The following is a 19,549-nucleotide window of genomic DNA, read 5'->3' as shown; positions in this document are numbered from 1 at the left end:
TTCTTCAGTCGAGAACGTGGGACACCAGCCCATCCGCGAGTTTGGGCTCGAACCAGGTCGATTTCGGTGGCATGACCTGACCGCTGTCCGCCACGGCCATCAGTTGATCCATGCGGGTGGGATACATGGCGAACGCGGCAGCCATTTCGCCGCAATCGACGCGCCGTTCGAGCTCTGCCAGGCCACGGATGCCGCCAACGAAATCGATGCGTTGGTCGCGCCGCAGATCGGTGATACCCAGGATGGGTCCGAGCACATGGTCAGAGAGCAGTGAGACGTCGAGGCCGGCGACCGGGTCCTTGGAAAACAGCTTCGGGTCGATATTGAGGCGGAACCAGCGCTTGGGGAGATAGAGGCCAAATTCGCCCGGGCAGGCTGGACGGACGGCATCGCAGCTCGGCGAGACGAGGAATTTTTCACCGAGCCGGGCGAGGAATTCATCCGCCGTCAGGCCGTTCAGATCCTTGACGACCCGGTTGTAATCGAGAATCTGCATCTGCCGATGGGGGAAGATCACGCTGAGGAAATAGTCGGAGGAGCGCTCACGACCGGGGATGCGCCTTGCGGCGGCCACTCGTGCGGCCGCGGCCGAACGATGGTGGCCATCGGCGATGTAGAGCGCAGGCATCTGATCGAAGCAGCGCGTGATTGCCTCGATATGATCGGGGTCGGCGCAGCGCCAGATCTGGTGACGCACCGTGTGCGTCGGCTCGGCAAGGGTGACATCGGCCGCCGGATCGCCTTGCGCCATCGCGGCAATCAGCCGGTCTGCCTCCGCCGAGGAAGGGTAGGCGAGCAGCACCGGCCCGGTTTGGGCGTTGGTGGCTTCGATCTGGCGCACGCGGTCGTCTTCCTTGTCCGGGCGGGTGAATTCGTGCTTTTTGATGCGCTGGGCCTCGTAAGCGGCGACCGAACTGATGGCGACCAGCCCCGTCTGCTCGTGCGTTCCGCGCTCGGTGCGCATCGTCAGCCGGTAGGCGTAGTAGCAGGGCGTTGTATCGCGCAGCAGCACCCCGGCGGCGATCATGCGTTGCAGGTTCTCGGCGGCTTTGGCATAGACGGCAGGATCATAAGGATCGATGTCGGCGGGCAAGTCGATTTCCGGTTTCGAGATGTGCAGAAAAGACCACGGCTTGCCTGCGGCGCGGATGCGCGCTTCGTCGGAGGAGAGCACGTCGTAGGGCGGTGCGACAACATCCTGAGCGCGACCGGGGGCGGGACACAGCCCGCGCAAAGGTTTGATCAAGGTCGGCATCATGCGGCCTTTCGCATGGCACGGCCGGCCAATGGGCCGCGCAGGATGTCATAAGCCTCGCGGATCATCTTTTCGGTGGTCGGCCAGTCTACGCAGGCATCGGTGACCGAACAGCCGTATTTGAGCTGCGTCAAATCGTCGGGGATCGGCTGGTTGCCGGCTTCGAGGAAGCTTTCGATCATCAGGCCGACGATCGATTTGTTGCCCAGCCGGATTTGGTTCACGACGTCGTGCAGTACCAGCGGCTGACGCTCCGGGTCTTTGTAGCTGTTGGCATGCGAGCAGTCGATGACGATGTTCTGAGGTCGCCCCGCCTTGGCGAGCGCCTGTTCGGCGATCGCCACCGAGACCGAATCGTAATTCGGCCGGCCACCGCCGCCGCGCAGGACGAGGTGGCCATAACGATTGCCGCGGGTGCGGACGACCGAGGTGCGCCCTTCCATGTTGATGCCGAGAAAGCTGTGCGGTTTCGAGGCGGAGAGGATCGCATTCACCGCGGTCTCGACCGAGCCGTCGGTGCCGTTCTTGAAACCCACCGGCGTCGATAGGCCCGAGGCCATCTCGCGGTGCGTCTGCGATTCGGAGGTGCGTGCGCCGATCGCCGTCCAGCTGACCAGGTCGCCGAGATATTGTGGGGTGATCGGGTCGAGCGCCTCGGTACCGGCGGGCACCCCCAGCTCATTGACGGCGAGCAGGAACTCGCGCGCCTTGTAGATGCCTTCCTCGATGTGGAAGGAATCATCCATGCGCGGATCGTTGATGAAACCCTTCCAGCCGGTCGCGGTGCGCGGCTTTTCGAAATAGACGCGCATGACGAGGAACAGCGTGTCGGCGACCTCGTCGGCGAGCGCCTCGAGACGCTGGGCGTAATCGATGCCGGCGATGGGGTCGTGGATCGAGCAAGGGCCGACGACGACGAACAGACGTGGATCGCGGCGGTCGAGAATCGCCTCGATCGTGTGCCGTCCCGCCAGCACCGACTTTTCCGCGGCTTCGGTCATCGGCACGCGGGCGTGGATCTCCGCCGGCGTCGGCATCGGTTCGAAGGTTTCGATGTTGAGGTTTTCGGTGGGCTGCATGGCGTGGTTACCAGATACGTTTGATTGAGTAGGCAGAAAACGCAGCATCCCCGCTGACGAGGGTGAGATTTCTGTTCTTCGCCTGTGCGATCAAGAGGCGATCGAACGGATCGCGGTGGTGCAGTGGAAGCGTCTCGACGAGGGCGATGTCGGCAAGATCGATGCCCAGCAGGCTAAAGCCGTTGGCTTCGACCTGTTGCGTTACGAAACGACCGACCGACTGATTCAGGCAAATCTTTCCCAGCGCCGACTTGATGGCTAGCTCCCAAGGCACGATGAGACTGACGAACACTTCGTTGTCCATATCAGCGATCACCTCGCGCACCTTGGGGGTGAGCCGAGGATCGTCCGCCACCCAGTGCAAGAAGGCGTGGGTGTCGAGCAAGAGCTTCATTAAACGTAATCGGCGAAATCTGCCGGCGTGGCGTCGAAATCGTCGCTGATGAAGCGTATCTGATCTTTCCCGGAACCTGGCACGCGCTTTCCGGCAGGGCGCTTGAGCGGGACGATTTTCACTTGAGGTTTGTTGTCGCGTGCGATGATGACTTCTTCCCCCATCAAGGCCTTTTGGACGAGTTCGGAAAGATGCGTCTTGGCTTCGGCGATGTTGAACTGCGGCATGGCGGTCGTTGGAACGGGTGATTTGGTCATCCTACATGACCATCATCGGGCTGACAAGTTCAGGCGGCCAAACAATTCCTTCACCGCGCCGACGCGCTCCTTGAGCGTGTTCGTGGTCTTCTGCCAGACGAGCTTGTCCGGTCCGGCGAGTTTGAAGCTGCGGTCGTTCTGGATCAGCCGGATGATGCGGGCCGGATCGATCGGGGGATTGGCGACGAGCTGCAGCTGGACCGATTTCTCTCCGGCATCGAGCTTGCTGACGCCGAGTGGCTTGCCGAGGATGCGCAGGCGGTGGGTTTCGATGAGGGCCACGGCTTGGGCGGGCAACTCGCCATAGCGGTCGATCAGCTCTTCCTGCATTGCCCGCAGCGCGGCTTCCGTCTCACAGTTGGCGAGTCGCTTGTAGAGCGTCAGCCGCTCGTTGACATCGGGGCAGTAGTCATTTGGCAGCAGCGCCGGGGTATGCAGATCGATTTCCGCGGTGATCGACAGCGGCCGGGTGAGGTCCGGCATCGGTTTGCCGTCCTTGAGCGCGCGTACCGCGGCATTGAGCATGTTGGTGTAAAGCGCGAAGCCGATCTCGTGGATTTCTCCCGACTGCGCCTCACCGAGCACCTCGCCGGCGCCGCGAATCTCCAGATCGTGCATGGCGAGGAAAAAGCCGGAGCCGAGTTCTTCCATCGCCTGGATCGCTTCGAGGCGGCGTTGCGCCTGGGGCGTTGGCTTGGCATGCTCGTCGGTGAGCAGATAGGCGTAGGCCTGGTGGTGGCTGCGCCCGACCCGTCCGCGCAGCTGATGGAGCTGGGCCAAGCCGAATTTGTCGGCGCGGTGGATGATGATGGTGTTGGCGTGTGGATTGTCGATGCCGGTTTCGATGATCGTCGAACACAGCAGCAGGTTGTGCTTCTGCTGGGTGAATTCGCGCATCACGCGTTCGAGCTCCCGCTCGGGAAGCTGACCGTGGCCGACGACGATGCGCGCCTCCGGCAGTAATTTCTGGAGCCGGTCGCGCATATTTTCGATCGTCTCGACTTCGTTATGGAGAACATAGACTTGTCCGCCGCGTTTGAATTCTCGCAGGCAGGCTTCGCGCACCAGGCCGTTGGACCATCGATGCACGAAGGTCTTGATGGCCAGCCGTTTCTGGGGAGGTGTGGCGATCACCGAAAAATCGCGCAAGCCTTCGAGCGACAGGCCCAGCGTGCGCGGGATCGGCGTGGCGGTCAGCGTCAGCACATCGACCTCGGCGCGCAGCGCCTTCAGCGCTTCCTTCTGGCGCACGCCGAAGCGGTGTTCCTCGTCGATGATGACAAGGCCGAGGCGGGCAAACTTCACATCCGGTTGCAATAATCGGTGAGTGCCGATCACGATGTCGATTTTTCCCTGCGCGAGCTGCTCGATGGCTGCGGCTTGCTCCTGTTTCGATTTGAAGCGCGAGAGTTCGGCGACCTTGACGGGCCAGTCGGCGAAGCGGTCGGCGAAGGTCTGATAATGCTGTTCGGCAAGGAGCGTGGTCGGGCAGAGCACGGCCACTTGACGGCCGTCGGCCACCGCGACGAAGGCGGCGCGCAGCGCGACTTCGGTCTTGCCGAAACCGACGTCGCCACAGACCAGCCGATCCATCGGCTTGCCGGCGGTCATGTCGGAAATCACCGCGCCGATCGCGGCCAGCTGATCGGGTGTCTCCTCGAAACCGAAGCCGGCGGCGAAGGCTTCCAGATCATGCGTCTGGAAGCTGAACTTGTGGCCCTGGCGGGCGGCGCGCTGGGCATAGAGCGCAAGCAGTTCCGCGGCGGTGTCACGCACCTGCAGCGCGGCCTTTTTCTTTGCCTTCTCCCACTGGCCCGAGCCGAGCGTGTGCAATTGCACCGCTTCCGGATCGGCGCCGCTGTAGCGCGAGATCACTTCGAGCTGAGCGACGGGCACATAGAGCTTCGCTTCGTTGGCGTATTCGAGCTGGAGGAACTCTTCCTCGCCCTGCCCGAGATCCATGCGCACGAGGCCGAGAAAACGGCCGATGCCGTGGTTTTCATGCACCACCGGATCGCCGATCTTCAGCTCCGACAAATCGCGCAGCCAGCCTTCGAGATTGGCGCGCCGTGCCTCCGAGCGCTTGTGGCGCGGTCGCGCGGTGGCGGCATAGAGTTCGTTTTCGGTGACGACGGCGAAATCATCGAGCGCAAAGCCGCCGGAAACCGGGCCGTGCGCCAAAGACAATGGGGCCGAGCCGGCAAGGAAAGCCGCGAAGTCGGGGACGATCGCCGCGGCAAGCCCATGCTCGGCGAGATATTCATGCAGCGTCTCGCGCCGGCCTGGCGATTCGGCAATGAGCAGCACGCGGCCGGGGTAACCGTCGAGAAAGCGGCGCAGCGCGGCGACGGGGTCGTTGGCCTTGCGGTCGACCGCCAGCGGCGGCAGGGCTTGCGGTGACGGGGGTGCCGTCTCGCCAGCGCCGATTTTCATCAGGTATTGCGGCCAGGCATGCGCCTCGATGAAAAACTCCTCGTCGCGCATAAAGAGCGACTGAGGCGGCAAGATCGGCCGAGATCTGTCGCCGCCAAGCGTTTTGTAGCGCTGTTGCAGGTCGACCCAGAACTCGGCGAGCGTCGCAGGCACGTCGCCATGCAGCACGAGCCGGGCATCCTGCGGCAGGTAGTCGAACAATGTCGCCGTCTGGTCGAAAAAGAGCGGCAGGTAATACTCGATGCCGGCAGGAAACACGCCGTTCGAGACGTCCTTGTAGAGCGCGATGCGCGAGGCATCGCCCTCGAACGTCTCACGGAAGCGCTGGCGGAACATCGTCCGTGCGGACTCGCTGGTGGGGAATTCGCGCGCCGGCAGCAGGCGAATCTCCGCCACCGGATAGAGACTCTTCTGGCTGTCGACGTCGAAGCAGCGCAAGGTTTCGATCTCGTCGTCGAACAGCTCGATCCGGTAGGGGAGCGCCGAGCCCATCGGAAAAAGATCGATCAGCCCGCCGCGCATGCTGTATTCGCCCGGGGCAACGACCTGCGTGACATGCTGGTAGCCCGCCAGCGTCATCTGGTTGCGGAAGCGTTCGAGGTCGAGCGTGTCGCCCTGTTTCATGAAGAAAGTGTGGGCGGCGAGGAAGGCGGGGGGCGGAAGCCGCGTGGCTGCGGTCGCTGCAGCGACGATCAGCACGTCGCTCTGATTCTGCGAGACGGCAAACAGCGTTGCCAGTCGCTCGGAGATCAGATCCTGGTGCGGCGAGAAGTGGTCATAGGGGAGCGTTTCCCAGTCGGGCAGCAGATGGACGCGCAAGGACGGCGCGAACCAGCCGATTTCATCGTAAAGCCGCTGGGCTTCGAGCGGTGTGGCGGCGACGATCGTCAGCAGGTGTTTGCCGTCGGCAAGCTGCGCGAGCGCCAGGGCGTCGGCTGAGCCGGCGAGGCGGGGTAAAGCCACGCGCTGGCCGGCTTTCGGCGGCATGGGCAAGTCGAACTGAAACGACATGGTCGAAGAGGGTTGGGCAGGGCGCGCATTATCGCATCGCCATCAGGCAGGGATTTCGATTAGCGGTCGGCCGGGGCCTAGCCGCCGAAGAACTCCCTGACCTTGTCCATCCAGCCTTGGGCCTTGGGGTTGTGGTGCGCGGCGTTGCCTTTGCTGATGTCTTCGAACTCGCGCAGGAGTTCCTTCTGACGTTCGGTGAGATTGACCGGTGTTTCGACGACGACATGGCAGAGCAGGTCGCCTGGTTGATGCGAGCGCACGCCCTTGATGCCTTTGCCGCGTAGGCGGAACACCTTGCCCGTCTGGGTTTCGGCGGGGATCTTCAGCTTGGCGACGCCATCGAGCGTGGGAATCTCGATTTCGCCGCCCAGCGCGGCGGTGGCGAAGGAGATCGGCATCTCGCAATGCAGGTCGTCGCGGTCGCGCTGGAAGACCGCGTGCGGCTTGAGATGGATTTGCACATAAAGATCGCCGGGGGGGCCGCCATTGACGCCCATTTCCCCTTCGCCGGAGAGGCGGATGCGATCGCCTTCGTCGATGCCGGCAGGAATCTTGACCGACAGCGTCTTGTGTTGCTTGACGCGCCCGGCGCCGTGGCAGGTTGGGCAGGGGTCCGGGATGTAGCGGCCGCTGCCGTGGCAACGCGGACAGGTCTGCTGGATCGAGAAGAAGCCTTGCTGGATGCGCACTTGGCCGTGACCGCCGCAGGTCGGACAGATTTTCGGCTCGCTGCCTTTGCGGGCTCCGGTACCGTGGCAGGCATCGCATTCGGCCATCGTCGGGATGCGGATGCGCGTCTCGGTGCCGCGCGCGGCTTCTTCGAGGGTGATTTCCAGGTTGTAGCGCAAGTCGGCGCCGCGATAGACGTTCGAGCGGCCGCGGCCGCCGCCGAAGATGTCGCCGAAGATGTCGGAAAACGCGTCGGCGAAGCCGCCCATGCCGCCGAAGCCGCCACCCATGCCGGCCTGGGGATCGACGCCGGCATGGCCGAACTGGTCGTAGGCCTGGCGCTTGCTCGAGTCGGAGAGGACTTCGTAGGCTTCCTTCGCTTCCTTGAAGAGTTCCTCGGCCTTCGGATTGTCCGGATTGCGGTCCGGATGGTATTTCATCGCCAGGCGGCGATAGGCTTTCTTGATTTCTTCTTCCGAGGCATCCCGATTGACGCCGAGCACTTCGTAGTAGTCGCGTTTTGCCATATATGCCTTCGACTCAAGCAAACGATACGGCCGGGTCAAGGGGCGGATGGCCGCCCGCTCGAACCCGGCCCATCAGGGCTGCGCGTCCGCGCCGGCGTCAAGCCTTCTTGTCTTTCACCTCGGTGAATTCGGCATCGACCACGTCGCTGTCGTCCTTCTTGGCTTCGCCGCCACCGCTGGTGCCTGACTGCGCGCCGCCCGCCTGCTGCGCGTAGATCTTCTCGCCGAGTTTCTGCGAGGCCGCGGCAAGCGCCTGGGCTTTGGCTTCGATCGTCGCCTTGTCGTTGCCCTTGATCGCCTCCTCGGCGGCTTTCAGCGCTTCCTCGATCTTCGTCTTTTCGCCGGCTTCGAGCTTGTCGCCATGCTCGGTGAGCATCTTCTTCACCGAATGCACCAGCGCGTCGCACTGGTTGCGCGCCTCGACGAGCTCGTGGGCCTTCTTGTCTTCCTCGGCATGGGCCTCGGCATCCTTGACCATGCGCTGAATTTCTTCCTCGGTGAGACCGGAATTCGCCTTGATGGTGATCTTGGCTTCCTTGCCGGTGCCCTTGTCCTTGGCCGAGACATGCAGAATGCCGTTGGCATCGATGTCGAAGGTCACCTCGATCTGCGGCACGCCGCGCGGCGCTGGCGGGATGTCGGTGAGGTTGAACTGACCGAGGCTCTTGTTGCCGGCTGCCATCTCGCGCTCGCCCTGCAGCACGTGGATCGTCACTGCGGTTTGATTGTCATCCGCCGTGGAGAAGACCTGGGTCGCCTTGGTCGGGATGGTCGTGTTCTTCGGGATCAGCTTGGTCATCACGCCGCCCAGGGTTTCGATACCCAGCGACAGCGGGGTGACGTCGAGCAGCAGCACGTCCTTGACTTCGCCCTGCAGCACGCCGCCCTGGATCGCCGCGCCGATCGCGACCGCTTCATCGGGGTTGACGTCCTTGCGCGGCTCCTTGCCGAAGAACTCCTTGACCTTTTCCTGCACCTTGGGCATGCGTGTCATGCCGCCGACCAGGATCACGTCGCCGATGTCGGAGACCTTCAGCCCGGCGTCTTTCAGCGCGATGCGACAAGGCTCGATGGTGCGCTCGATCAGATCTTCGACCAGCGCTTCGAACTTGGCGCGGGTGATCTTCATCGCCAAATGCTTCGGCCCGCTTGCATCCGCGGTGATGTAGGGCAGGTTGATCTCGGTCTGCATCGAGCTGGAGAGCTCGATCTTTGCCTTCTCGGCCGCCTCTTTGAGGCGCTGCAGCGCCAGCACGTCGTTCTTCAGATCGACGCCTTGTTCCTTCTTGAACTCGGTGACGATGTAGTCGATCAGGCGCTGGTCGAAGTCCTCGCCGCCGAGGAAGGTGTCGCCATTGGTCGACAGCACTTCGAACTGGTGTTCGCCATCCACTTCGGCGATGTCGATGATCGAGATGTCGAAAGTGCCGCCGCCCAGGTCATAGACCGCGATCTTGCGGTCGCCTTCCTTCTTGTCCAGGCCGAAGGCGAGCGCGGCCGCGGTCGGCTCGTTGATGATGCGCTTGACTTCCAGGCCGGCGATGCGACCGGCATCCTTGGTGGCCTGACGCTGGCTGTCGTTGAAGTAGGCGGGCACGGTGATGACGGCTTCGGTGACTTCTTCGCCGAGATAGTCTTCGGCAGTCTTCTTCATCTTCTTCAGCACCTCGGCCGAGACCTGCGGCGGCGCGAGCTTCTTGCCGCGCACCTCGACCCAGGCATCGCCGTTGTCGGCCCGGACGATCTTGTAGGGCATCAGGTCGATGTCCTTTTGCACTTCCTTTTCTTCGAAGCGGCGGCCGATCAGGCGCTTGATCGCGAACAGCGTGTTCTTCGCATTGGTGACCGCCTGACGCTTGGCCGGGGCGCCGACGAGGATCTCGCCGTCTTCGGTGTAGGCGACGATGGAAGGCGTGGTGCGTGCGCCTTCCGAGTTTTCGATGACCTTGGGCTTGCCGTTTTCCATCACGGCGACACAGCTGTTGGTGGTGCCCAGGTCGATACCGATGATCTTGCCCATGTTCGTTTTCCTTTGGAGAATCGGGTGGAGAAAAATTAACCTGTGCTCAATATGGGGTTATGGCGCGATGCTTCAAGCCTTGGGCTTGGCGACGGTGACCAGCGCCGGCCGCAAGATGCGGTCGTGCAGCGCATAACCCTTCTGCAGAACGCTGACGATGGTATTCGCTTCCTGGTCGGCCTCGACCATCGCGATCGCCTGGTGCTTGTGTGGGTCGAACTTTTCACCGAGCGGGTTGATCTCGGTGAGCGCGGATTTCTCGAACGCGCTCGCCAGCTGTTTCAGCGTCAGCTCGACGCCGGCCCTGAGCGTCTCGACGGTTTGGGTCTCGTTGGCGAGCGCGGCTTCCAGGCTGTCTTTGACCGCCAGCAATTCGCCGGCGAATTTTTCGATCGCAAACTTGTGCGCCTTGGCGATGTCTTCCTGAGCGCGGCGGCGGACGTTTTCGGTCTCGGCCTTCGCGCGCAGCCAGGCGTCGTGGTGCTCGGCGGCTTTGAGCTCCGCGGCCTTGAGCAACTCTTCGAGACTCGGCATGACTTCCGGCGCATCCGCAGTGTCGGCCGCAGCCTCGGGCGCCGTGTCGCCGGCGCCGGGTTTGGCCGTCAGTTCAGGGGTTTCGGGGGTGTGATCGTCTTGCATGACATAGGGCCTCGAAAATTAAACCATGGAAGGAATAAGGGCTCCATGCCCCTTTTCAAGGGGTGACGGAGCATTTTCTGGTGGGTGTGGCGTTAGCAGGCTGTTGAAAAACTACTGCGGTGGGCGTTCTTCCGCGTTGCGCGGTGTTGGCTTCGGCCGCTTCGCTTGACCTCGGCAAAGCCAAAGCGAGCCTTCGCCGCAACTTCGTTGTCGCTCCCTCGCCTATCTATTTGATAGGCTTCGGTCGCTGCGCACCAAACGCCTTGCATCTGGCCATCCTCGTGACGTTTTTCAACGGCATGTTAGGTGCGGAAACGGCCGACGGTACTTTGCAGCTCGCCTGCGAGCGTTTCGAGTCGTTGGGCCGACATGGCATTCTGTTCCACAGCAGTGCTGTTTTCGCGCGCCATCGCGGCGATGGCCTCGATGTCCGTCAGCGCTGCGGCGCTGACCTGCCGCTGTTCTTCGGTGGCGGCGGCGATCGTGTCGAGGCCGCGCCCCACCTCTTCGACCGAGGCGTTGGATTCGTTGATCGCATTGGCGACGGCTGCGAGCGACTGCTCGCTCGAGGCGATGTCGGCCAGACCGCTTTCGATCGCGTTGCGCACGAGATCGGATTTGGCTCCCAGAGTGCGGGTGATGATGTCGATCTCGTTGGCCGACGCGGCCGATTTCTCGGCGAGTTTCCTCACTTCGTCCGCCACCACCGCGAAACCGCGCCCAGCTTCGCCGGCGCGTGCCGCCTCGATCGCCGCATTGAGCGCCAACAGGTTGGTCTGATCGGCAATGTCCTTGACTTCGCGCGTCATGTTGGTGATCGATGCCGTGCTGCTGACGAATTCATTGACGGCCGCGGCCATTTCATCGACCGCGGACTTGACGCGGCCGATCTCGCCGATCAGGCGTTCGAGGCTTTGTCTGCCTTCACGCGAGCGGGCGAGGCTTTCCTGTGACTGGGCATGGACGCGCTCGGCGCTCTCGGCGACCGCGACGATGCTTCTGACCATGCGCTCGACTGCGTCCGTCACGGCAGCGGATTTCCCGCTTTGCTGGCGCGAGCTTTCGGCAACCTGCCGCGCCCCTTCGACCAGATCGCGGGCGGCGGTGGAGACGTGCTTCGCCGAAGTGTCGACCTGGCGTACTAGGTTGGCGAAATTGGCCATCATCTCGTTGAACACAAGGCTCGCCTGGCCGATCTCATCGTTGCTCTTCACTTCCAGACGGCGCGTCAGGTCACCCTCGCCGCTGGCGATCGCGCGCAGTCCCGCGACCATGTTCTCGAGCGGCCGGGTGACGACCCGCGTGATGAAGAACCAGATGAACAACATGACGGGAATGCTGACGCCGATCGCCGCCAGCAGGATCTTGATGCGCTGTGTGGCGATCGCGGCTTCGACATCGTCGAGGGAGACCTTCATGCTGACGACGCCCAGAACAGTACCTTCCGGCGTCTGGTGGCAGGCGATGCAGTCCTTGCCGAGATAATTCTTGCTGGCAAGCGCCGGGCGCACGACACGCAGATATTCGCCCTGGCCGTCCTGTTGCACCTCGATGAATTCCTTGCCGCTGTCGAGCACCTGCCGCTCGGTCGCATCGGGTTGGCCTTCGCCAGCCTTGCCGGGCCCATACAGTTTCGTGACCGCCTCGCCGCGGATCACCCGGAGATCGCGGATGATCGACAACTGCTTGATCTGGTCGAGGAACACCTCGCGCTGGCCGACAGTGCCGGTGATCATCATGCCGGTCAGTCCCGCCAGCGTCGCCTCGTGCATCGACTGGGAAAAACGGGTGGCCTGCTCGATGGCCGTGTTGCGATTCACCTGGCTTTCCCAGAAGACCATTCCGGTCCAGACGAATACCAGGAGCAACCAGATGCCGGCTGTCAGGCGCAGCCAGATTTTCATGTCGGAAAGGCGCATGGTGTCAACTCCCCTCGAAAGGTAGCGGGAGGAGTTTACCCCAGAGGCGACGAAGGCATCTCAGAGTGCGGCGCGCACCCAGCGCACGATGCTGCCGGCATCCATGGCGCCGGATTGCCGGGCGATTTCGCGTCCGCCCTTGAACAGGATCATGGTCGGAATGCTGCGGATGCCCAGCCGCGCGGCGATGCCCTGATGATCTTCGGTGTTCAGCTTCGCCAGCCTGACCTGCGGTTCGAGCAGGCTGGCGGCCTGGGCGAAGGCCGGCGCCATCATCCGGCACGGGCCGCACCACGGCGCCCAGAAATCGACCAGCACCGGAATCTCGTTGCGGCCGATGTGCTTGTCGAAGCTCGCCTCATCGAGCTCGACCGGGTGGCCGTCGAACAACGCGCGTTTGCATTTGCCGCAAACACCGCCGGCAGAAAGTTTTTCGGCCGGCACGCGGTTCGGGGCGTGGCAATGCGGGCAGACGACGATCAGTGGGTCGGACATGGCAGTCTCCTATATCGGTTTTCGCTGATATAGGTTTCGGCAGCCAGTTTTCAACCCAGATTGTCCATTAGGGCGCGAGGCGGTTTCGAGGCGAGGGCGAGGCGATTTGCGTCCGCGTGACGAGCCAATAACGGTGTCTATTGGCGAGGAGCGCGGGCGCGAAGGGCCCGCTCGCAGACCGGAAACGCCCGCGCAGTCCAGGATGACAAGGTTTGCTTACGCTCATCCGCAGACAGGACGGTCTAATGGACAATCTGGGTTCAACCGCCGAGATGGGCAAGGCACAGGTCGGCCAGCGCGGCGATCCAGTCTGGCCGTTCGTTGAGGCAGGGGATGTAATGGAATTCGCGCCCGCCCGCAGCGACGAAGGCCGCGCGGCACTCCAAGGAAATTTCCTCGAGGGTTTCCAGGCAGTCGGCCGGAAAGCCGGGGCAGATCACATCGACGCGCGCAAGCCCGCTGCGCGCGAGTTCTTCCAGCGTCGGCTGGGTATAGGGCTGCAGCCATTTGGCGGCGCCGAAGCGCGACTGGAAAGTCGCTACCCATTGGCGCGGGTCCAGCCCGAGGGCGGCGGCGAGTGCTTGCGCCGTGGCGTGGCACTGACGCGCATAGGGATCGCCGCGATCCACCGAGCGCTGCGGGATGCCGTGAAAACTCATCACGAGCTTCTCGCCGTGTCCGTACGCCTGCCAGTGCTCGCGCACCGAGGCGGCCAGCGCGCCGATGTAGCCCGGATCGGTGTGAAAATCTTCGATCCAGCGGATCGCCGGGGGGCGTTTCTGGCGCCTTTGCCAGGCGGCCACGGCGTCTTGCGTGCTGCCGGTGGTGCTGCCCGCCCATTGGGGATAGAGCGGCAGGATGAGGATGTCCTCGGCCCCGCTGTCGACCAGCCGGTCGAGCACGGCGGGGATGGCCGGATTGCCATAACGCATCGCCCAGTCGATCGCGAGATCTTTGCGGCCGCGCTCGCCGAGCAGGCCGCGGAGCAATTTGGCCTGCCGTTCGGTATGCACCTTGAGCGGCGAGCCTTCGGGCGTCCAGATCGTCGCGTATTTCGCCGCCGATTTCGCCGGCCGGGTGTTGAGGATGATGCCATAGAGGATCGGCAGCCATAGGATGCGCGGCAGCTCGACGACGCGCGGGTCGCCAAGAAACTCGGCCAGATAACGCTTGACGGCCGGGGCATCGGTCGCGTCCGGGGTGCCGAGATTGACGAGCAGGATGGCTTGCCGGCTCAATTGGGACTCAATGCGGAGGAGAGCAGTCGCGCGGTGATGTCGACGATCGGGATCACGCGCTCGTAGGCCATGCGTGTCGGGCCGATCACGCCGATGGTGCCGACCACTTGCCCTTCGACTTCGTAGGGGGCGGCGACGATGCTGCATTCATCGAGCGGCGCGATGCCCGATTCACCGCCGATGAAGACATGCACGCCCTCGGCGCGGCTCGACAGGTCGAGCAGCTGCATCAGGCCGGTTTTCTGTTCGAAGAGGTCAAACAGCTGGCGTAGCCGCGCCATGTTGGCGGCGAGATCCTCGCTGTCGAGCAGATTCTTCTCGCCGCTGATCACGTATTGCTGCGCAGCTTCGCTGGCGGCTTGGGCGCCGGCATCGGCGGCGGCGTTCATCAGCTCGGTCATGTCGCTGCGCAACTGCTGCAGCTCGTGGTGCAGGCGCTGGCGGATCTGCATGAAGTCCAGGCCGGCGTAATTCTGCGTCAGGTAATTGGCCGCTTCGATCAGCTCGCTCTGGGCATAGGGGCGTTGGGTGAGGAGGATGCGGTTTTGTACTTCGCCTTCGGTGGTGACGATGATCAGCAGGATGCGCGTCTCGGTCAGATTCAGAAACTCGATCTGGCGGATCTTTGGCGCCTGGCGGCGCGGCGCGATGACGACGCCGGCGAAATGGGTGAGCTCCGAGATCATCTGCGAGGCATGGCTGATCACCCGTTGCGGCACGTCGGGCAGCAGCGCTTCCTTGAGCTCGGAGATATGCTGGGGATCGAGCGGCTGCACGGTGAGCAGCGTATCGACGAACAGGCGGTAACCCCTGGGCGTCGGCACGCGTCCGGCCGAGGTGTGCGGGCTGGCGATGAAGCCCATCTCTTCGAGATCGGCCATCACGTTGCGGATCGTCGCCGGCGAAAGCTCCAGGCCCGAGTATTTGGCGAGCGTGCGCGAGCCGACCGGCTGACCTTCCGCGATATAGCGTTCGATCAGGGTCTTGAGCAGGGTCTTGGCGCGGGCATCGAGCATGGCGAAGCAGATTGTAACGAACCTCTGGATTACAATCCTGCCGTCTTGCCAGCGCCGATTTTTCCGATGTCGAAACAACTGAATGTGCACGCCCTCGGGCAAGTATTCACCCCGCCCACGGTGGTCGAACAAATGCTCGCGCTGCGTAGGCGGCGCGGCCGCACCCTCGATCCGGCCGCCGGGGATGGCGCCTTCAGCGCCCGCATCCCCGGCTGTGAGGCGATCGAGATCGATCCTCGCGTGGCCCCGTCGGGCGCTCGGGTGATGGATTTCTTCGCGCTGCCGCTGACGGAAAAATACGACACGATCATCGGCAACCCGCCCTATGTGCGCTTTCAGGACATCCCGCCGCGCACGCTGGCGCTGCTCGATCATGAAATGTTCGATCGGCGCAGCAATCTGTTCCTCTATTTCATCGAGAAGGCGGTGCGCCATCTGCGCCGCGGCGGCGAGCTGATCTTCATCGTGCCGCGCGAATTCACCAAGCTCACCGCGGCGCGCAAGCTCAATGCCTTTCTCTTCGAGGAGGGCGACATCACCGATTTCATCGAGCTGGGCGATGCGCGCGTCTTTGGCGAGCATACCCCGAACTGCGCGATCTTCCGTTTCGAGCGCGGCCGCCGCGAGCGGCGCCTGTTCGATGGCCGACGCTTCGCGCTGGTCGATGGCCAGCTGATGTTCCTGCGCGGCGACTATCGCGTGCCGCTGTCCGAGCTGTTCGAGGTCAAGGTCGGCGCGGTCTCCGGCGCCGATGACGTGTTCGAGCATCCCGAGGGCAACGCCGAGTTCGTCTGTTCGACGACCATCGACGACGGCATCACCCGGCGCATGATCTTCAATCAGCCCCATCCGCATCTCGAAGCCTTCAAGGCGCGGCTCTTGGCGCGGCGCGTGCGGCCTTTCGACGAATCGAACTGGTGGCAGTGGGGACGATTGCACCACGTCTCCGAGTCCCCACGCGTCTATGTGAATTGCAAGACGCGACGGGGGCGGCCGTTTTTCGTGCATGACTGCCCGAATTACGATGGCTCGGTGCTGGCGCTGTTTCCGCGCCTGCCGGGCTTGGATGTGGCGCTCGCCGCCGACATGCTCAATGACCAGGTGGATTGGGCGGAGCTCGGCTTCGTCTGCGACGGGCGTTTCCTGTTTACCCAGCGCACGCTGCAAAATTGCCTGCTGCCGCCAGTGTTCGACAAACTGCGTCGCATGGCCGAGGCGCTGACCGAACGCATGAAGGTGGCGGCATGAGTCGCTATCGCACCATCGCGCTGTTCGGCAAACAGGGCAGCGCGCCCGTCGCCGAGGCGCTGATCGCGCTTTACGATGATCTCGCCCGGCGCGGGATCACGGTGCTGGTCGATGATGCGCTCGGCCCTATCCCCGCACTCGCACCCGCCTGCGCCGACATCGCCGCGATCCGCAGCCAGGCCGAGGTCGCGATCGTCGTCGGTGGCGACGGCACGCTGCTTTCCGCCGCGCGCAAGCTCGGCGAAGCTTCGGTGCCGCTGGTCGGCATCAATCAGGGGCGTCTCGGTTTCATGACCGACATTGCGCGCGCCCAGATGCTGCCGGCGATCGAGCGCCTGCTGGCGGGCGAATTCACGCCCGATCGGCGCTTGCGCCTGACGGTGCGCGTGCTGCGCGAGGGCAGGGAGGTATTCCGCACGCTGGCGCTCAATGAGGTCGTGGTCAATAAAGGCGATCTGGGCCGCATGATCGAGCTCAAGCTGCGCGTCGATGGCGAGTTCCTCTATGTCCTGCGCGCCGACGGCATGATCGTCGCCACACCTTCCGGTTCGACCGCCTATGCGCTATCGGCCAACGGCCCGATCCTGCAGCCCGCGGTGCCGGGCATCGCGCTGGTGCCGCTGTGCGCGCATGGGCTCACCTACCGGCCGATCACGATCGCCGACAGCTGCGCCGTCGAGCTCGAGCTGGTGCATTCCTATGATGGCCGCGTGCATTGCGACGGCCAGAATTTCTTCGATGCCCAGGCCGGCGACCGCGTGTCGATCGAGCGCTCGCCGTATCCGCTGACGCTTTTGCATCCGCCGGGCTACAGCTACTTTGCGATGCTGCGCGAGAAGCTGCACTGGAGCGCCACGCCGCACAGGTGAGCGATGCTGCTCAGTCTGACGATCCGCGATTTCGTCATCGTCGATCGGCTCGAACTCGAGTTCGAGCCTGGTTTTGGCGCCTTGACGGGTGAAACCGGCGCCGGCAAGTCGATCCTCGTCGATGCGCTCTCACTCGCGCTCGGCGAACGCGCCGATACCGCCGTGGTGAGAAGCGGTGCCGCCAGGGCCGACATCTCGGCCGAATTTTCGCTCGCCGCCGATTCGGCTCTCAGCGGCTGGCTCGCCGCGAACGATTTCCCTGCCGACGGCTGTCTGCTGCGCCGCGTCATCGATGCCAACGGCAAATCGCGCGCCTGGATCAACGGCACACCGGCCACCCTCGCTCAGCTGCGCGAAATCGGCGAGAGGCTGTGCGACATCCACGGTCAGCACGCGCATCACGCGCTTTTGCGTGCCGATGCCCAACGTCGGCTTCTCGATGCCCATGCGGGCGTCGAGGCGTTGGCGCGTGACGTGGCCAAGCGCCATGCCGCCTGGCGCAAGCTGGTCGCGGCGCGCGCCGCGGCCGAGCGCGATGTCGCCGCAAGTGCGCGCGAACGCGAGCTGATCGAATGGCAGCTCAAGGAGCTTTCCACGCTGGGCTTCGATGCGCTCGAGTGGCAGGAAACCGAAGCCGAGCAGCGGCGGCTCGCCCATGCCGCGAGCCTGCTCGAAGCGAGCAGCGCGGCGCTGGCGGCGCTCGAGGAAGGTGAGCTGCCGGTGCTGCCGCTCTTACAGCAGGCGAGCAGCCGACTGACCGAGCTGACCGCGGTCGATGCCAACCTCGGCGAGGCGGCCGAGCTGTTCGAGGGCGCGCTGATCCAGCTTGACGAGGCGGTGCTGGCGCTGCGGCGCTATCGCGACAAGCTAGAGCTCGACCCGGCGCGCCTGGCCGAACTCGATGCCCGCATCGATGCCGTGACGCAGCTTTCGCGCAAACACCGTGTGCCGCCGGAAGAATTGCCCGCGGTGCAGGCACGGCTGCAAGCACGCCTTGCCGAGCTCACGCTCGCCGCCGACCCGGCCCTGCTCGCCGAGCGCGAGCAGGAGGCCGAAACTGCCTATCTCGCCGCGGCGCAGGAATTGAGCGCGGCGCGGAAAGCAGCGGCCGAGCGCTTGAGCAAAGCCGTGACCGAGGCGATGCAGACGCTGGCGATGGCCGGCGGACGCTTCGAGATCGCTCTCACCCCACTTGCCGAAGGCGACGCGCATGGGCTCGAAGCGGTCGAATTTTTCGTCAGCACCAACGCCGGGCAGCCGTTGCGGCCGCTCGCCAAGGTGGCCTCGGGCGGGGAGCTGTCGCGCATCGGCCTTGCGCTGCAGGTGATCGCCAGCCAAAGCCATGTCGTCGAGACGCTGATCTTCGACGAGGTCGATGTCGGCATCGGCGGACGGGTGGCCGAGATCGTCGGACGCATGCTGCGTCGGCTCGGCAGTAGCCGTCAGGTGTTGTGCGTCACCCATCTGCCGCAGGTCGCGGCCTGCGCCCACTGGCAGTGGTCGATCGCCAAGGAAAACCGCGCGGGTCAGGCCGCAAGCCGCGTCACCGTGCTCGATGATGCCGGTCGCGTCGAGGAGATCGCCCGGATGCTGGGAGGTGTAAGCATCACCGAGACGACACGCCAACACGCCCGGGAAATGCTGGGACTGTAGCCGATCGAGGGCCGTCGAAAGGGATCGAGAAAAACGGCCGGGCGGTGAGGCGATTTGAGAGCGTTACAGGCTGTCCCGCCATCGCCGGATCGCGGCGAAGGTTTCCACATCGTTGGCCGGCGGATGGCCGAGCCAGCGGGTGGCGGCGGCGATCACGGCGGGCGAGCGCCAGCGCAGAAATGGGTTGGTGTCGAGCTCATCGAAAAGCGTCGATGGCACGCTGGGCAAACCTGCTGCGCGTAGCCGGGCGACCTCTTCGCTGCGACGGATGATCGCCGGATTGTCCGGCTCCACCTCGTGCGCAAAACGCAGACAGGATTGCGTATATTCGTGGGCGCAATAGATTTTCGTCGCGCCAGGCAAGGCGGCGATGCGGGCGAGCGATGCCTGCATCTGATCCAGCGTGCCCTCGAAGACGCGGCCGCAGCCGGCGCCGAACAGCACGTCGCCGCTCAACAGGCTACCCGGGCGATAATAGGCGACATGACCCAGCGTATGTCCCGGCAGATGCAACACCTCGAAGTCGGTACCCAGCAGCGACACCCGATCGCCGTCCTGCAATGGCTGGGTGACGACCTCGGCGGCTTCCAGCGCCGGGCCATACACCGGCGCCGGATGGTGGGCGAGAATCTCACCGATGCCGCCGATGTGGTCGTGATGGCGGTGGGTGACGAGGATCGCCGCCAGGCGCTCGCCGCTTCGTTCGAGAAAACGCAGCACCGGCGCAGCTTCGCCCGGATCGACGAGCGCCACGGCGCCGTCATCGCGAAGCGCCCAGATGTAATTGTCCTCGAAGGCGGGAATCGGTTCGATGCGCATGGCAGGGG

General features: G+C 64.0%; 16 protein-coding genes. 3 read left to right on the top strand and 13 right to left on the bottom strand.

What is annotated here, in order from left to right; all coding sequences use genetic code 11:
- Positions 1 to 4 precede the first annotated feature (4 nt).
- The 12 genes from EL335_RS07815 to hrcA all read right to left on the bottom strand — a co-directional run bounded on the left by EL335_RS07815 (position 5) and on the right by hrcA (position 14,952).
- Entirely contained in the window at positions 5 to 1,258 is a 1,254-nt protein-coding gene (locus EL335_RS07815; RefSeq protein WP_284155288.1) for a DUF1015 domain-containing protein, read from the bottom strand.
- Complete coding sequence (locus EL335_RS07810) at positions 1,255 to 2,334, bottom strand: 3-deoxy-7-phosphoheptulonate synthase (RefSeq protein WP_126445686.1); 1,080 nt, start codon at positions 2,332 to 2,334, stop codon at positions 1,255 to 1,257. The genes EL335_RS07815 and EL335_RS07810 overlap by 4 nt, the downstream gene beginning before the upstream one ends.
- Positions 2,335 to 2,341: 7 nt before the next feature.
- The gene (locus tag EL335_RS07805; RefSeq protein WP_126445684.1) at positions 2,342 to 2,728 is read right to left on the bottom strand and encodes a type II toxin-antitoxin system VapC family toxin; all 387 of its coding nucleotides are present in this window, start codon (positions 2,726 to 2,728) and stop codon (positions 2,342 to 2,344) included.
- Positions 2,728 to 2,985 (bottom strand): type II toxin-antitoxin system Phd/YefM family antitoxin, encoded by a 258-nt coding sequence (locus EL335_RS07800; RefSeq protein WP_284155287.1) that lies wholly within the window; start codon positions 2,983 to 2,985, stop codon positions 2,728 to 2,730. Before EL335_RS07800 ends, EL335_RS07805 begins: the two co-directional genes overlap by 1 nt.
- A gap of 12 nt (positions 2,986 to 2,997) precedes the next feature.
- Positions 2,998 to 6,405, bottom strand: coding sequence for a transcription-repair coupling factor (gene mfd, locus EL335_RS07795; protein ID WP_284155286.1), 3,408 nt, complete (start codon positions 6,403 to 6,405; stop codon positions 2,998 to 3,000).
- Positions 6,406 to 6,506: 101 nt separating this feature from the next.
- A complete protein-coding gene (dnaJ, locus tag EL335_RS07790; protein WP_126445680.1) occupies positions 6,507 to 7,625 on the bottom strand; it encodes a molecular chaperone DnaJ in 1,119 nt (372 codons plus the stop codon).
- Positions 7,626 to 7,722: 97 nt separating this feature from the next.
- Positions 7,723 to 9,645 (bottom strand): molecular chaperone DnaK, encoded by a 1,923-nt coding sequence (gene dnaK / locus EL335_RS07785; RefSeq protein ID WP_126445678.1) that lies wholly within the window; start codon positions 9,643 to 9,645, stop codon positions 7,723 to 7,725.
- Positions 9,646 to 9,717: 72 nt separating this feature from the next.
- Positions 9,718 to 10,284, bottom strand: coding sequence for a nucleotide exchange factor GrpE (gene grpE, locus EL335_RS07780; protein ID WP_126445676.1), 567 nt, complete (start codon positions 10,282 to 10,284; stop codon positions 9,718 to 9,720).
- A 302-nt stretch (positions 10,285 to 10,586) separates the two neighbouring features.
- Positions 10,587 to 12,203 (bottom strand): methyl-accepting chemotaxis protein, encoded by a 1,617-nt coding sequence (locus tag EL335_RS07775; RefSeq protein ID WP_126445674.1) that lies wholly within the window; start codon positions 12,201 to 12,203, stop codon positions 10,587 to 10,589.
- Positions 12,204 to 12,263: 60 nt separating this feature from the next.
- Positions 12,264 to 12,698, bottom strand: coding sequence for a thioredoxin TrxC (gene trxC, locus EL335_RS07770; protein ID WP_126445672.1), 435 nt, complete (start codon positions 12,696 to 12,698; stop codon positions 12,264 to 12,266).
- 260 nt (positions 12,699 to 12,958) lie between these two features.
- The gene (hemH, locus tag EL335_RS07765; protein ID WP_126445670.1) at positions 12,959 to 13,936 is read right to left on the bottom strand and encodes a ferrochelatase; all 978 of its coding nucleotides are present in this window, start codon (positions 13,934 to 13,936) and stop codon (positions 12,959 to 12,961) included.
- The gene (gene hrcA / locus EL335_RS07760; protein ID WP_126445668.1) at positions 13,933 to 14,952 is read right to left on the bottom strand and encodes a heat-inducible transcriptional repressor HrcA; all 1,020 of its coding nucleotides are present in this window, start codon (positions 14,950 to 14,952) and stop codon (positions 13,933 to 13,935) included. Before hrcA ends, hemH begins: the two co-directional genes overlap by 4 nt.
- Positions 14,953 to 15,018: 66 nt before the next feature.
- On the opposite strand from hrcA, the gene EL335_RS07755 reads away from it, so the two are divergent.
- Genes EL335_RS07755 through recN form a run of 3 tightly spaced genes read left to right on the top strand, consistent with a single transcriptional unit; the run spans position 15,019 to position 18,722 of the window.
- Positions 15,019 to 16,200: an Eco57I restriction-modification methylase domain-containing protein gene (locus tag EL335_RS07755; protein ID WP_126445666.1), complete on the top strand. Its 1,182-nt coding sequence runs from the start codon at positions 15,019 to 15,021 to the stop codon at positions 16,198 to 16,200.
- Positions 16,197 to 17,069: an NAD(+)/NADH kinase gene (locus tag EL335_RS07750; protein ID WP_126445664.1), complete on the top strand. Its 873-nt coding sequence runs from the start codon at positions 16,197 to 16,199 to the stop codon at positions 17,067 to 17,069. Before EL335_RS07755 ends, EL335_RS07750 begins: the two co-directional genes overlap by 4 nt.
- A gap of 3 nt (positions 17,070 to 17,072) precedes the next feature.
- On the top strand, positions 17,073 to 18,722 hold the full coding sequence (recN, locus tag EL335_RS07745) for a DNA repair protein RecN (protein ID WP_126445662.1): 1,650 nt from the start codon (positions 17,073 to 17,075) through the stop codon (positions 18,720 to 18,722).
- 63 nt (positions 18,723 to 18,785) lie between these two features.
- Here recN and gloB read toward each other — a convergent pair whose 3' ends face one another.
- Positions 18,786 to 19,541, bottom strand: coding sequence for a hydroxyacylglutathione hydrolase (gene gloB, locus EL335_RS07740; RefSeq protein ID WP_126445660.1), 756 nt, complete (start codon positions 19,539 to 19,541; stop codon positions 18,786 to 18,788).
- Positions 19,542 to 19,549: the final 8 nt, after the last annotated feature.

This window comes from Sulfuricystis multivorans (genome assembly GCF_003966565.1).
Taxonomy (GTDB): domain Bacteria; phylum Pseudomonadota; class Gammaproteobacteria; order Burkholderiales; family Rhodocyclaceae; genus Sulfuricystis; species Sulfuricystis multivorans.
Note: the sequence above shows the minus strand (reverse complement) of the source record. Positions and strands in the feature narration are given on the sequence as shown.

Bases quoted from the DNA above. Each gene is read 5' to 3' on its own strand.
- trxC (WP_126445672.1), bottom strand. From the start codon at position 12,698: ATGTCCGACCCACTGATCGTCGTCTGCCCGCATTGCCACGCCCCGAAC.
- EL335_RS07750 (WP_126445664.1), top strand. From the start codon at position 16,197: ATGAGTCGCTATCGCACCATCGCGCTGTTCGGCAAACAGGGCAGCGCG.
- dnaK (WP_126445678.1), bottom strand. From the start codon at position 9,645: ATGGGCAAGATCATCGGTATCGACCTGGGCACCACCAACAGCTGTGTC.
- dnaJ (WP_126445680.1), bottom strand. From the start codon at position 7,625: ATGGCAAAACGCGACTACTACGAAGTGCTCGGCGTCAATCGGGATGCC.
- hrcA (WP_126445668.1), bottom strand. From the start codon at position 14,952: ATGCTCGATGCCCGCGCCAAGACCCTGCTCAAGACCCTGATCGAACGC.
- EL335_RS07755 (WP_126445666.1), top strand. From the start codon at position 15,019: ATGTCGAAACAACTGAATGTGCACGCCCTCGGGCAAGTATTCACCCCG.
- EL335_RS07775 (WP_126445674.1), bottom strand. From the start codon at position 12,203: ATGCGCCTTTCCGACATGAAAATCTGGCTGCGCCTGACAGCCGGCATC.
- EL335_RS07805 (WP_126445684.1), bottom strand. From the start codon at position 2,728: ATGAAGCTCTTGCTCGACACCCACGCCTTCTTGCACTGGGTGGCGGAC.
- gloB (WP_126445660.1), bottom strand. From the start codon at position 19,541: ATGCGCATCGAACCGATTCCCGCCTTCGAGGACAATTACATCTGGGCG.
- EL335_RS07810 (WP_126445686.1), bottom strand. From the start codon at position 2,334: ATGCAGCCCACCGAAAACCTCAACATCGAAACCTTCGAACCGATGCCG.
- grpE (WP_126445676.1), bottom strand. From the start codon at position 10,284: ATGCAAGACGATCACACCCCCGAAACCCCTGAACTGACGGCCAAACCC.
- EL335_RS07800 (WP_284155287.1), bottom strand. From the start codon at position 2,985: ATGACCAAATCACCCGTTCCAACGACCGCCATGCCGCAGTTCAACATC.
- recN (WP_126445662.1), top strand. From the start codon at position 17,073: ATGCTGCTCAGTCTGACGATCCGCGATTTCGTCATCGTCGATCGGCTC.
- EL335_RS07815 (WP_284155288.1), bottom strand. From the start codon at position 1,258: ATGATGCCGACCTTGATCAAACCTTTGCGCGGGCTGTGTCCCGCCCCC.
- mfd (WP_284155286.1), bottom strand. From the start codon at position 6,405: ATGCCGCCGAAAGCCGGCCAGCGCGTGGCTTTACCCCGCCTCGCCGGC.